The organism is Pseudomonas sp. Q1 (genome assembly GCF_009935975.1).
Lineage (GTDB): Bacteria > Pseudomonadota > Gammaproteobacteria > Pseudomonadales > Pseudomonadaceae > Aquipseudomonas > Aquipseudomonas palleroniana.
On the sequence record NZ_QODI01000020.1, the window covers coordinates 14,190 to 26,528 of the forward strand.

Below are 12,339 nucleotides of genomic sequence, written 5' to 3' on the forward strand. Positions count from 1 at the left end.
AACAACGATCAGAAGGCCCGCCTGTCGGCCTAGGCGCCAGGATGGGCCAGGTACAAGACCTGATAGCCGCTGCCAGGATGCTCCGCCTCCAGCGCGCCGGCTGACAGCGTAAACCGCACCAGCCGCCATGCCTGGACATCCAGGGCCAGGAACACGGCAAATGTATCGGTGCGCTCAGCCAGTTGCTGATTGTGGCGTTTCTGCTCGGCCAATACCTGCGCTCGGTCCGCATCGGGGGCCAGCGGCCACTCTTCCCGGTACAGACTCAGCGCGCCCGACGCGGGGCCGCGCACCACATCCACCGGCAACCAACTTTCGATATGCGGTCGACCAAAGCTGTCGAGTACTTTCTGGAAGCGCTCGCCCAGCAAAAAGTCGACCGCCTGCAACGGGTCGGCCCACAAGTACACCGACGCATAGACATTGCCCGCCGCCTGCCCACGCTCCTGGGCAATAAACGCCTTGAACAGCAACCCCTCGGTGTGATCCCACAAGGGCCCCAATTGTGCGGCGCGCTGGTGGATCACGCGCATGTCGTAGTCGGCGGGCAAGCGGTGTGAATACTGTTTGGCAAACATGGAGAGACTCCTGAGCAAGATGAGATGCCAGCTTGCGCAGCGCGGATAATTTCAACAAGATATCAATGGATATATGTGAAATAAGTATTTGATATGACTGATACGAGCAAACCGCTGGATATCGACACCGTGCAAGCCTTCGTCCTGGTGGCGGATTTCGCCAGTTTCACGCGTGCCGCCGAGGCCCTGGACACCTCCCAGGCCGCCATCAGCCTCAAGCTCAAGCGCCTGGAAGAACGCCTGGGTTATCGGCTGCTGGAGCGCACGCCCCGGCATGTGCGGCTGTCGCCACAGGGTGAGCGGTTCATCGGCGCCGCCCGTACCCTGCTCAACGCCCATGAACGCGCCCTCGGTGACCTGGGCGGCCACGCAGCGCGGCGGTTGGTAATCGGCATCAGCGACCACGTGGCCGGGCCGGATTTGCCCACTTGGCTCAGCCGCCTTGCCGCCTACGATCCCCTGGTGATTCTTGAAGTGCGCATCGCCTCATCTCGCGACCTGGTCGCCGCGTTCGAGCGCAACGAGCTGGACGCGGTCATCGTGCGTAACGAAGGCGATCGCCAAGATGGCGAAGTATTGGCGGTGGAGCGCTTTGGCTGGTTTGCCGCGCCGACGTGGCAACACAGTCCGGATGCCCCACTGCGTATCGCAACCCTGGCCGCGCCCTGCGGTGTTCGCCAGCTGGCAACCCGAGCCCTGGATGACGCACGCATCGACTGGACCGAAGTGTTTGTCGGCGGCGGTGTGCTGGCCGTGGGAGCGGCGGTCAGCGCCGGCCTGGGGGTGGCCGCACTGGCACACCGCGTGGCACCGGCCGGCGCGGTGGAGGTCGGCGAGCAATACGGGTTACCCGCCTTGCCCGTCAGTGAGGTCAAGCTGCACAGCCGCATCAACGACGAGCGATCCCGCGACACGCTGCGGGCCTTGAGCGCGACTTTTCGTGGGACGCTGCAGCGCTAGAGTGGACAACGGGTAACCTGTGGCGAGGGAGCTTGCTCCCGCTGGACTGCGTAGCAGGCCCAGTCTTTTCAAAGCAAAAGCGGGGGCCGCTTCGCGACCCAGCGGCAGCAAGCTGCCTCGCCACAGTGACAGAGTTGTGTCTTAACGGACCAACCCCCTCCCGTCAGGCAAGCGCCGCATTGGCCGGCACCGTCGCAGGACTACCGTTGGCCACAAAGTCCTCCCGGCGCAACACCACCAGCGCAATCAACGACACCACGCCGGTGGCCACATAGAAATACCAGGGCGAGGTGATGTCGCCAGTCACCTTGATCAACCAGGTCGAGATCAACGGCGCACTGCCACCAAACACCGCCACCGGCACGTTGTACGCCACCGCAATCCCGGTGGAGCGGATACGCGTCGGCAGCAGTTCGCTCATCAGCGCATAGGTAGACGAGGCATACAGCCCAAACAGAATCGCCACCGCCATCAGCGGCGCAAAGAACGTTGCCGGCGTGGCGGTCGGGGCCGACTTGAACAGCCAGAACATCGCCAGCGTCGCCAGTGTGCCGATCACCATCAGGAATGGCTTGCGCCCATACTTATCGGTGAACGCACCGCCGAACGGCATCACGAAGGCCGCCGAAAAACTCGCGACAAACACATAGAGCAAGGTGGTGCCACTGTCGAACTTGAGGATCTTGGCCATGTAGGTCGAGGCGAAGGTCAGCACCAGGTAAAAAATCGAGCTGTGCAAGGTGATGATAAAGAACACCAGGGCAATCGCCCGCTTCCACTGCCAGACTTCACGCAGCGGTGCACGCGAGGTTTGCCCGGCGCGTTGCAGGGCCAGGAACTCAGGGCTGTCTTCAAGCTTCAAGCGGATGTACATCGAGATAAAGCCCAGCGGGGCGGCGATCAGGAATGGCACGCGCCAGGCCCATTCCTGCATCACATCGGCGCCCAGCACCCAGGTCATGCCATTGGCGACCGCGCCGCCCAGCAACAGGCCGAGTACCGCAGTCACCATCAGCCAGCATGTGGCGAAGCCACGACGGCCGGGGCCGGCGTATTCGGAGATAAAACTGGTGACGGTGCCGATCTCGCCGCCTGCCGAGAAGCCCTGGACGCAACGCACCAGGATCAGCAGGATCGGCGCGGCGATGCCCAGGGTCGCGTAGCTGGGCAGCAAGCCCAGCAACACGGTGGAGCCCGTCATCATCACCAGTGCCATGATCAGGGTTTTGCGGCGGCCGATCTTGTCCGCCAAGGGGCCGAAGAACAGCCCGCCCAAGGGCCGGATGAAGAAGCTCAGGGCGAACGCGGCAAAGCTGGCCAGCAGGCTGGTGGTAGGGTCATCGGAGACGAAAAACGCCTGGCCGATGTACACGGCAAGAAAGCCGTAGACGCCGTAGTCGTACCACTCGATCAAGTGGCCGGAGGTGGCGCCGAGAAACGCGCGGCGCCGCTTGCGCAGCGTGTCTTGCGGGTGAATGCCCATCGAAGGGACTCCTTGTCGGTTGTTCTATCCATGAATAAACGCGGGCTAGCGAGTGGCGGCGATACTCGCGTCTTTCAACCACTGCCGCAAGTCGGTCTTGAGGATTTTGCCGTAACTGTTCTTGGGCAACTCATCGCGGAACAGGTATTTCCTGGGTTTCTTGAAAGACGCCATGCGTGCCAAAAACCAGGCGGTCAGCTCAGCCTCGTCGAGCGGCTGGCCGCTGCGGGTCACCACAAACGCAACCACCGACTCGCCCCATTGCGCATCCGCCTCGCCCACCACGCACACTTCAAACACCTCGGGGTGCTGGGCCAGCACTTCCTCGACCTCACGCGGGTACACGTTGCTGCCGCCACTGATGATCACGTCCTTGGAACGGTCCGTGAGCGTGAGGTAACCGGCCGCATCGACAAAGCCGATATCGCCGGTCAGCAGCCAACCGTCGACCAGGGTTTGGCGGGTGGCCTCAGGGTTGCGCCAATAACCTTGCATGACCGTGGCACCCCGCACGGCAATTTCGCCGCGCTCGCCGGTCGGCACCGGCTGGTGTTGCGCGTTGAGAATCTGGATCTCGACACAGGCTTGCGCGTGCCCGACCGACGCCGCCAGGCTGTCCCAATCAGGGCGTTGGCGGTCGGCAATCACCGCGCGGGGCAGCACGCTGATGGTCATCGGGCTCTCGCCCTGGCCGTAGATCTGCACCAGCCGCGGGCCAAAGCTGTCGACGGCTTCACGCAGGTCGGCCAGGTACATCGGCCCGCCGCCGTAGACGATCGTCTTGATGCCTTCGCCGTGGTACCCCTGACGCCGCGCCTGCTCGACCATGCGCTTGACCATGGTCGGCGCGGCGAACAGCGACACATTGCCCAACTGCGCCGCCAGGCCGAACAGCTCGGCCGCCTCGAAGCCGTGGGACGCCGGCACCACATGCCGTGCGCCGCAGCGCACATGAATGAAATTGTAGAGCCCGGCGCCATGGGACATCGGCGCCGCATACAGTGCCGCGTCATCGGCACTGACCGGGTCGACATCCGTGGCGTAGCACAGCGACATGGCGATCAGGTTGCCATGGGACAACATCACGCCCTTGGAACGCCCGGTGGTACCGGAGGTGTAGAACAGCCAGGCGAGATCCTGGTCTTGGCGCGATACCGGCTGCGCCAGGGTCGGCCAGCCACGGGTCGGCGGCAATACGTGACCGTCGAGTTCCTTGCAGCGCGCGGGCAAATCCCGCGACGAGAATACCCGGCCGCCGTCGGTAAAGATCAGGCGCGCCTCGGCATCAGCGGCGATCCACGCCGCCTCCGCCGGATGCAACTTGGCATTGATCGGCACGGCTACCGCGCCCATCCACCAGATCGCGTAGAGCAGTTCCAGGTAGTCGCAGCTGTTCTTCATCAGCACCGCGACGGTATCGCCCGGCACCAGGCCGTGCTGGTCCACCAGGCAGGCGGCACGCTGGCGCACATGGGCGGCGAAGGTGGCGTAGTCGGCCACTTGCCGGGCGCCCTCGAACAGCGCCGGGCGCTGCGGATGGCGGCGTTGGGTGTCGTGTAGCCAATGGGCGATGTTCATGGTTCAGCTGCGCCGCGCATGCAGGACCGAGGCGTAGTTGGCCACCGCCATGCCGCCCATGTTGAACACCAGGCCGAACTCGGGGTTGGGCACCGCCAGGCCAATCGGCTCACCGGTCAGTTGTCGAAACGCCAAGGCATGCATGGATACGCCGGTCGCCCCCACCGGATGGCCCTTGGCCTTGAGCCCGCCGGAAAGGTTGACCGGCAGCCGCCCGCCCGCACGCACTACGCCGCTGTCGAGCACACGGTGGCCCTCGCCTTTGGGCGCCAGGCCCATGGCTTCGTAGATCAGCAGTTCAGCGATGGTAAAGCAGTCGTGCACCTCGGCGAAGCTCAGGTCGGCCAGGGTGATGTTGGCCCCGCGCAACGCCGAGTGGATCGCCCGCTGCGGGCCTTCGAAGGCGAGGATGTCGCGCCGGGCGATGGGCAGTGTGTCGTTGACCTGGGTCAGCGCACGGATCTGTACATCGCGACGAAACGCCCGCGCACGCTTGGGCGACGCCAGGATAATCGCGGCGGCGCCGTCGCTGATCAGCGAGCAATCGGTCAGGCGCAGGGACTCGGCCACGAACGGGTTGCTTTGGGACACATTGTTGCAGTGCTCGAAATCCATCACCCGATGCATCTGCGCCAACGGGTTGGCCATGGCATTGGTGTGGTTCTTGGTGGCGATGGCGGCCATCGAGCCCAGCGGGCAATGGTAGCGCTCGGCATATTGCCGGGCGGCGCGGCCGAACAATTGCGGGAAACTCAGGCCGGCTTCGGCCGGGTCGTTCTGATAACCGGCACCGGCCAGGGCCTGGGTGACGGCGGCCGTCGAGGTATGGGTCATCTTCTCGGCGCCCACCACCAGTACCAGCTCGGCGCTGCCGGAGAGGATCGCATTGACCCCGGCCTGGATCGCCGCCGAACCGGATGCACAGGCGTTTTCGCAACGGGTCGCCGGTTTGAAGCGCAGCCCCGGGTCGGCCTGCAACAGCAACGAGGCGGCAAAGCCGTCGGGCACCAGCCCTGAATTGAAGTGGCCGAGAAACAGCGCGTCAATCTCTGCCGCATCAATGGCCGCGTCCATCAGGGCTTCGCGGGTGACCTCTACGATCAGGTCCTCAAGGGTGGTGCCATCCAGGCGACCAAAACGCGAATGACCAGCGGCAACTATGGAGACGCAATCAGCAGGCATATTCAATTTCTTCTGGTGTGGGTGTAAACATTCCCTACAATGAACCACCCTGGATCGCTCGCCAATTCGTGTAACTACTTACATGGATAAGTAGTAACCGCAGCGATATACAACGAGGCAGGACGCCCAATGACTGTGTTTGAACCGCTCTTCGAAGATATCGAGCGCCTGGCGTTCCAGCTGTCGCCTGCGCCACAGATCGTTACCCGCCATCGCGTGATGGTCGACTGCAACGAAGCATTCCTGAAGCTGTTCGGCTACACCCGCGACGCCTTGGTCAACCAGTTGACCCTGCTGATTTACCCGTCCCAGGCCGATTACCACGCCATCGGCAAGCGCAGCCATGACTGGTTGCTCGACAGTGAAAACGGCTTCTACTCCGATGAACGCTTCATGCAGCACAAAAGCGGCGAAGTGTTCTGGGCCCGGTCCCATGGCTACACCCTCACCCCCAAAGACCCGTTCAAGCTGATGATCTGGCACTTCGAACGCCTGGACCGCCCCCACACCGGCACCGGCGATCTCACGCCACGGGAGCGGGAAATCGCCATGCTGATCGTCAACGGCCTCAAGTCCAAGGAAATCGCCCTGCGCCTGGGGATTTCCCACCGCACGGTGGAGGTGCACCGGGCACGGCTGATGAAAAAACTGGAGGTGAAGAACATTGTGGAGCTGGTGTCGAAGATGATTTTCGTCGGTGGCCGCAGCTGGTTATAGCCAACCATTACAAACCCCGGTCCCGCGCTGGCTACGCTGAACACTGCTCAAGAGGAGCTTCCCCACGCAGCGATGTTTAAAGGACTAATACCATGGCGCACTCTGATCGTTCTTCACCTGCCACTCTCCCGCGTAAAACCCCACCGCCCGTCGAGGGCAGCGGCTCCAACCTGCTCACCCTGGACAACGCCGGCCCCGTGCAAATGGGCTTCTGGGTGCCCAACCGCGTATGGGCGACCGCCAATTACCTGGTGCCCCTGCGCAACTACATCGCCGCGATGAAAAAAGCCGGCACCCTGGCGCCCATGCAGCCGCAGCTGGTGGCCTTCAAGCAATGGGTGACCAGCCACAGCGTGTACCGCATGTGGGTGATGTCGATGATCGAGCAGGCCAACGCCTTCGTGAGGACCCTGCCCCCCCACACCCGCGACCAGATCAAGACCGAGGATGGTGACGCGGTGTGGATCGAGGGCTACGACAGTTTCTTCGAGATCCTCAACGAGATCGTCAGCACCTCGTCGTCCTTCAACGACACCGCTCAGGTGGGCACGCCCATGAATGGCTTCCTGGCGATCTCCATGGCCACCGAAGCCGGCGTTGCGCTGTTTCATGACGCCACCTTCAACCAGCAGTTCAAGCAGGTGCTCGACACCTGGAACGCCTACCTCAAGAGCCCGCAGTCGCTGGACAAACTCGACATCAACAACCCCGAGAAACCAGGCTCCTGGATCTCCAAGGCCGCCTGGAAAGCCGGGGTATGGGACCAGATGGAGTGCGACCCGAAAAAACCCGGCTACGGCTTCGATTCGTGGAACGCGTTTTTCATCCGCAAGTTCGTGCCCGGCGCGCGGCCGTTCCAGGGCGATGCCAAGACCCAAGTCAATATCGGCTGCGAGACCACGCCGTGGGAGTATCAGAACGATATCGCGCTTGAAAGCGACTTCTGGATCAAGGACGTCAACTACTCGCTGCTGGACCTGTTCGCCGGCCAATCCACGTTGGCGAAGCTGTTTGAAGGCGGCCAGCTTTACCAGGGCTTCCTGTCGGCCACCCACTACCATCGCTGGAACGCACCACTGGACGGCACTCTCGTGCGCTCATGGGTGCAGCCCGGGACTTACTTCGCCCAACGCCCGGCCCAGAAGGAAGGCCCGGGCACCTGGGAAGGCACCGAGTCACAACCCTACCTGGGCCACGTGGCGGCACGCGCGATCTTTATTTTCGAGCACCCCGCCTGCGGGTACGTGGCGTTGATCTGCATCGGCATGGTGGAGGTGTCGACCTGCATCATTGAACCGGCGTTTATCGTCGACGAAGGTGCCAGGCCGGTCACGATCAAGCGCGGTACGGAAATCGGTCACTTCGAGTTCGGCGGCTCGACCCACGTGATGGTGTTCCAACGCGACCGCGTGCGCCTGGAAGAATGGGCGGTCAAGGCCGTGGAGCATCGCCAGGCGCCCAAACCAACGCCTATGGGCAGTGTGATCGCGACGGCGCTGGTCCCGCGCAAACCCAAGGGGCCGGCGCCAAGTCACTAGGGGCGAGAAACAAGGGGCAGACCACGTTGGCGTTAAATGGGGTCTGACCCCGACCCACCCGACATCAGCCCGGCATCCTGATAGTTGCTGATCAACTCATCGAACACCGCAATATCGCCCTGGCTACGCGCAATCAACTGCGCACCGGCAACGGCGGCATAAATGGCGCGAGCGCGCGTTTTACAAAGGTCCTCACTCGCCGTTCCGGCAAGGGCCAGCACCTGTGCGAGCCACTCGATATTGACCTCTGCGAATGTCTTGAGCTGCTGTTTGACTTCATCCGGCAGGTCTTCGTACTCGGCGGCCATGAAGCTGAAGAGGCATAGCCGATTACCGTTTTCCAATGAAGTACGAAAAATCGACGGATACAGCTCCAGGCACCGCTGAGGTTCGAGGTTGGACGCTCGGATGCCTTCCAGAACCTTGGCCGTGTCTTGCCAGTAGCGTTCGGCCACTGCTGCGCCAAGATCGGCTTTGCTCGCAAAGTGATAGTAGATGCTGGCGTTCTTGATCCCCACTATCTCGCCGATGCTGCGAAAGTTGATGCCGTTATAACCATGGGTCTGTGCTGCCGCTTTCGCAGCCTCCAGAATCGCTTCTCGTGCGTTTTCGCTCATATCCCTGTCCTCCGATCAATGACGGATTGTACCCGTCCGAGGCATACCTGCCAATTGGTAGGTAGGGCTTGACAGGACCAAACTTCAGTCGCAATCTTTACCTACCAACTGACAGGTAGCTAAAACATCATGACCACGAACGATACCCAAAACGGCACTTTCTCCGTTCCCGCATTGAAAATCTACGACTGGTATAACGGCCCCTACCCGGCCCGTGTACGGATCGCCTTGGCAGAAAAATCACTTTTGTCGCACACCGAATTCGTCTCGGTGAATCTGTGGAAAGGTGAACACAAGAAACCGGAATTCCTGAATATCAACTACTCCGGAACACTGCCGGTACTGAAGTTACAGGACGGCACGCTGATCGCCGAATGCACCGCTATCACTCAGTACCTGGACGTACTCGACGGTAACCCGACCCTCACCGGTCGCACTCCCGTGGAGAAAGGCCTGATACACATGATGACCAAGCGCGCAGAGATCGAATTTCTCGATGCGGTGAGTACGTATTTTCACCATGCGACACCGGGGCTTGGTCCAGAAGTGGAGCTGTACCAGAACGCCGAATGGGGCATTCGCATGCGTGACAAGGCAGTGCGGGGGATGCGCTATTTCGACAACCTGTTGCAGCATCAACCCTTTATCGCTGGCGATAGTTTTTCCATGGCTGACATCGCTGTGCTGGGCGGGATGATTTTCTCGGCCCTGGTTGAGCTGCCGGTGCCGGATGAATGCACTGCCCTGCGCGACTGGCATGCCCGTATGCAGGAGCGCCCAAGCGTGCAGCAATGGCGAGCGATGGTCGAGCGCGGCGAGCCGTTTAACTGATATGGAAAAGGCGCCTTGACCGGCTAATGCTAGTCAGTTAAGAGAACCTGCCGCGACCAAACTCTGTAGTGAGCGGGCTTGCCCTAATGCCGGTCAGGTAAGCGATTTAGAGCGAACCTGTGGGAGGGGGCTTGCTCCCGATGGACTGCGTAGCAGGCCCATTTTTGAGGCCGCTGCGCGGCCTATCGGGAGCAAGCCCCCTCCCACAGTGACCGCGTAAAGTCTTAACTGACCGGCATTAGGGCTTGCCCCGCGCCTTTTTCGTCGGCAGCAAACTTCGCACCCGCGACTTTGCAGGATCGCTGATTACATCGTCACGGCCACCGCCATTTGGGTTCCGACAAATGTTGGACGAAAAAATCCGACAGTGCCTTGACCTTCACCGGGCGCGTGCGCGCTGACGGGGTCACGAAATAGAGGCCGCCACGCGACATGTGCCACTGCGGCAACAACACGACCAGGCGCCCGTCCGCCAGGTATTCACTGGCAATGAATTCGGGCAGTTCGGCGATGGCCAGGCCATCCAACAAGGTTGGCAAAAGGGCATCGCCGTTGGTTACCCGCAACGGGCCGTTGGGGACGACGTCCTCTTCTGTGCCGTCGTCATGGGTAAAGCGCCATACCTGGCTGCGCGAGCGGTACGCATAGCTCAGGCATTGGCGGGTCGCCAGCTCGCGAGGGTGAGTGGGATGCCCGTGCTGCTCCAGGTAGCCAGGCGATGCCACCAGGTATTGGGTGACTGCGCATATCCGCCGAGCCACCAGCGATGAGTCCGGTAATACCGCGATACGCAACGCCGCGTCGAACCCCTCCGCGATCAAGTCGACGGCGGCATCCGACAGGTGCAGATCTATCGACAACTCAGGGTATTGGCGAATCAATTGCGGTATCAACGGCGCGACCCAGCGCAAGCCGAAAGACATCGGTATGGCCAGGCGCACCTGGCCACGGGGCTGCACGGCTAACTCCTGGGCTTCGCTCTCGACCTCTTCGGCTTGCCGATAGATCTCGCCGGCCTTGGCGGCCATGCTCGCGCCGAACTCGGTCAACGCCAATTGCCTGGAGGTGCGGTTGAACAACCGGCCGCCCAGGCGCTCTTCGAGCCGTGCGACAGCCCGCGATACGGTCGGCACGGAGACGCCCATGACCCGCGAAGCCGCCGCGAACGAGCCCTCCTCCGCCACCTTGGCGAACATCGCCAACCCTTCAAAGTCTGGAATTCCGCTCATTTCATTTCTGCAACGATGTCTTTCAGGCAATTCTATTTTGAAAAGATACGGCCGTCGATAAGCTTCTCCCACACCGCAACTCACTCAACGCAACATCTCAACCAGACACTGGGAGACACATCATGACCCGCAAACTTGAAGGCAAAATCGCACTGGTCACCGGCGGCACCTCCGGCATCGGTCTGGCCACCGCCAAACGCTTCGCCGCAGAAGGCGCCTATGTCTACATCACCGGCCGTCGCAAGGCCGAACTCGATGCCGCGGTAGCCGCGATCGGTAATGCCACCGGTGTTCAAGTCGACTCAACCAAGCTCGACCAGTTGGACACGCTGTACCGCCAGATCGGCGAGGCCCACGGTCGTATCGATGTGCTGTTCGCCAACGCCGGAGGCGGCTCGATGGTGCCACTGGGTGAAATCAGCGAACAACACTACGACGAGACCTTCGACCGCAATGTCAAAGGCGTGCTGTTCACCGTACAGAAAGCCCTCCCGCTGCTGGCCCAAAAGGCTTCGGTGATCCTCACGGGCTCGACCGCCGGTAGCGGCGGCACCGCCGCGTTCAGCGTGTATGCCGCATCGAAGGCTGCCGTGCGCTCGTTTGCTCGCAACTGGATTCTGGACCTGAAGGACCGCCATGTGCGGATCAACACCATCAGCCCCGGTGCCACACGCACCCCAGGCCTGGTCGACCTGGCCGGCCCCGATGCCGCCCAACAGCAAGGGTTGCTGGACTATCTGGCGTCGCTCATTCCTATGGGCCGCGTCGGCGAAGCCGAGGAAATCGCCAGCGCCGCGCTGTTCCTGGCATCGGATGACGCCAGTTTCGTGAACGGCATCGAGTTGTTCGTCGATGGCGGGCAGCAACAGGTTTGACGCCTCACCTGGGCGGCTCACGCCGCCCTGCTCAGCCGGTTTTACACGTCAACCAAGCGCTCCAGAACAGGCTGCTGAAAAAACGCGTCGCCTCCCCGAACCCCGCCTCATGCAACAGCTTTTGAACCGCCGCTTCAGAATGCGGAGGGTCAGCGCCTTGAAGAATTTTCCCAAGCTTGGCTTTCACTTCATCCGGGCCGGCGCCGTGCTGCCGCCAGCGTTGCCCCCAGGCAGCCAGGAGTAACGGCTGGCTGGCATAGGCATATTGATTGCTCGCCACAATCAGCGGAGCCCCCGGTTTCAGACGCGCCCGAATGGCTCGCAGGATGTGTGCCTTGGCCTCGTCCCCATCGAGATGATGCAGTACACCGATCAAGGTGGCGGCGTCGTAAGACTCATCCGGCGCCAGTGCTTCAACGTGTCCAAGCACCAGCTCGGTACTTTCGAGCAGGTCATTGGCGGCCAACTGCTGCTTCGCGGTTTCAAGCATCGATTCGGAGGGGTCGACGGCGGTGAAGCGCCAACCTGGCTCAAGCCTGGCCATCGCGATAATCTCCTGCGCCGTACCGCCCGCACCGACTGCCAGGACTTTTGCCGAGTCCCGGCTGCCGAGGCTTGCCGCGAGCATGCACGCCGCCAGATCCTGACAGGCGTCATAACCGGCCAGCGCGATGCGGCTCTGGCGTCCGTACTCGTTGGCACGGGTGTTATCGAACTTTTCAACTGAGTTGGGCGATGATGAGTTCAAGGG

General features: G+C 62.0%; 12 protein-coding genes. 5 read left to right on the forward strand and 7 right to left on the reverse strand.

Features of this window, described 5'->3' with window-relative positions:
• Positions 1–29 precede the first annotated feature (29 nt).
• The gene (locus DK870_RS25845) at positions 30–578 is read right to left on the reverse strand and encodes a DUF4865 family protein (RefSeq protein ID WP_161550088.1); all 549 of its coding nucleotides are present in this window, start codon (positions 576–578) and stop codon (positions 30–32) included.
• 93 nt (positions 579–671) lie between these two features.
• Between DK870_RS25845 and DK870_RS25850 the strand changes: the two genes are divergently transcribed.
• The gene (locus tag DK870_RS25850) at positions 672–1,538 is read left to right on the forward strand and encodes a LysR family transcriptional regulator (RefSeq protein WP_161550089.1); all 867 of its coding nucleotides are present in this window, start codon (positions 672–674) and stop codon (positions 1,536–1,538) included.
• Between the two features lie 163 nt (positions 1,539–1,701).
• On the opposite strand, the gene DK870_RS25855 is transcribed toward DK870_RS25850, so the two are convergent.
• Genes DK870_RS25855 through DK870_RS25865 form a run of 3 tightly spaced genes read right to left on the reverse strand, consistent with a single transcriptional unit; the run spans position 1,702 to position 5,781 of the window.
• Complete coding sequence (locus tag DK870_RS25855) at positions 1,702–3,021, reverse strand: MFS transporter (RefSeq protein WP_104993360.1); 1,320 nt, start codon at positions 3,019–3,021, stop codon at positions 1,702–1,704.
• A 45-nt stretch (positions 3,022–3,066) separates the two neighbouring features.
• Entirely contained in the window at positions 3,067–4,599 is a 1,533-nt protein-coding gene (locus DK870_RS25860; RefSeq protein WP_161550090.1) for a class I adenylate-forming enzyme family protein, read from the reverse strand.
• Positions 4,600–4,602: 3 nt separating this feature from the next.
• Positions 4,603–5,781 carry an acetyl-CoA acetyltransferase gene (locus tag DK870_RS25865; protein ID WP_060755375.1) on the reverse strand — a complete coding sequence of 393 codons (1,179 nt, stop codon included), beginning with the start codon at positions 5,779–5,781 and terminating at the stop codon, positions 4,603–4,605.
• A 129-nt stretch (positions 5,782–5,910) separates the two neighbouring features.
• On the opposite strand from DK870_RS25865, the gene DK870_RS25870 reads away from it, so the two are divergent.
• The gene (locus DK870_RS25870; RefSeq protein WP_090371786.1) at positions 5,911–6,498 is read left to right on the forward strand and encodes a LuxR C-terminal-related transcriptional regulator; all 588 of its coding nucleotides are present in this window, start codon (positions 5,911–5,913) and stop codon (positions 6,496–6,498) included.
• Positions 6,499–6,590: 92 nt separating this feature from the next.
• Complete coding sequence (locus DK870_RS25875; protein ID WP_161550091.1) at positions 6,591–8,036, forward strand: phosphatidylserine decarboxylase family protein; 1,446 nt, start codon at positions 6,591–6,593, stop codon at positions 8,034–8,036.
• 32 nt (positions 8,037–8,068) lie between these two features.
• Here DK870_RS25875 and DK870_RS25880 read toward each other — a convergent pair whose 3' ends face one another.
• Entirely contained in the window at positions 8,069–8,653 is a 585-nt protein-coding gene (locus DK870_RS25880) for a TetR/AcrR family transcriptional regulator (RefSeq protein ID WP_161550092.1), read from the reverse strand.
• A gap of 129 nt (positions 8,654–8,782) precedes the next feature.
• Between DK870_RS25880 and DK870_RS25885 the strand changes: the two genes are divergently transcribed.
• On the forward strand, positions 8,783–9,484 hold the full coding sequence (locus DK870_RS25885; RefSeq protein WP_161550093.1) for a glutathione S-transferase: 702 nt from the start codon (positions 8,783–8,785) through the stop codon (positions 9,482–9,484).
• A gap of 314 nt (positions 9,485–9,798) precedes the next feature.
• Here DK870_RS25885 and DK870_RS25890 read toward each other — a convergent pair whose 3' ends face one another.
• Positions 9,799–10,713, reverse strand: coding sequence for a LysR family transcriptional regulator (locus tag DK870_RS25890; RefSeq protein WP_161550094.1), 915 nt, complete (start codon positions 10,711–10,713; stop codon positions 9,799–9,801).
• A 122-nt stretch (positions 10,714–10,835) separates the two neighbouring features.
• Between DK870_RS25890 and DK870_RS25895 the strand changes: the two genes are divergently transcribed.
• A complete protein-coding gene (locus DK870_RS25895; RefSeq protein WP_161550095.1) occupies positions 10,836–11,588 on the forward strand; it encodes an SDR family NAD(P)-dependent oxidoreductase in 753 nt (250 codons plus the stop codon).
• 31 nt (positions 11,589–11,619) lie between these two features.
• Here the strand turns inward: DK870_RS25895 and DK870_RS25900 are convergent, their stop codons facing one another.
• On the reverse strand, positions 11,620–12,336 hold the full coding sequence (locus DK870_RS25900) for a class I SAM-dependent methyltransferase (protein ID WP_161550096.1): 717 nt from the start codon (positions 12,334–12,336) through the stop codon (positions 11,620–11,622).
• Positions 12,337–12,339: the final 3 nt, after the last annotated feature.

What these genes read in the sequence shown, in the direction of transcription:
- DK870_RS25850 (WP_161550089.1), top strand. Translation starts at nt 672, where the DNA reads ATGACTGATACGAGCAAACCGCTGGATATCGACACCGTGCAAGCCTTC.
- DK870_RS25875 (WP_161550091.1), top strand. Translation starts at nt 6,591, where the DNA reads ATGGCGCACTCTGATCGTTCTTCACCTGCCACTCTCCCGCGTAAAACC.
- DK870_RS25855 (WP_104993360.1), bottom strand. Translation starts at nt 3,021, where the DNA reads ATGGGCATTCACCCGCAAGACACGCTGCGCAAGCGGCGCCGCGCGTTT.
- DK870_RS25845 (WP_161550088.1), bottom strand. Translation starts at nt 578, where the DNA reads ATGTTTGCCAAACAGTATTCACACCGCTTGCCCGCCGACTACGACATG.
- DK870_RS25885 (WP_161550093.1), top strand. Translation starts at nt 8,783, where the DNA reads ATGACCACGAACGATACCCAAAACGGCACTTTCTCCGTTCCCGCATTG.
- DK870_RS25895 (WP_161550095.1), top strand. Translation starts at nt 10,836, where the DNA reads ATGACCCGCAAACTTGAAGGCAAAATCGCACTGGTCACCGGCGGCACC.
- DK870_RS25870 (WP_090371786.1), top strand. Translation starts at nt 5,911, where the DNA reads ATGACTGTGTTTGAACCGCTCTTCGAAGATATCGAGCGCCTGGCGTTC.
- DK870_RS25860 (WP_161550090.1), bottom strand. Translation starts at nt 4,599, where the DNA reads ATGAACATCGCCCATTGGCTACACGACACCCAACGCCGCCATCCGCAG.
- DK870_RS25880 (WP_161550092.1), bottom strand. Translation starts at nt 8,653, where the DNA reads ATGAGCGAAAACGCACGAGAAGCGATTCTGGAGGCTGCGAAAGCGGCA.
- DK870_RS25890 (WP_161550094.1), bottom strand. Translation starts at nt 10,713, where the DNA reads ATGAGCGGAATTCCAGACTTTGAAGGGTTGGCGATGTTCGCCAAGGTG.
- DK870_RS25865 (WP_060755375.1), bottom strand. Translation starts at nt 5,781, where the DNA reads ATGCCTGCTGATTGCGTCTCCATAGTTGCCGCTGGTCATTCGCGTTTT.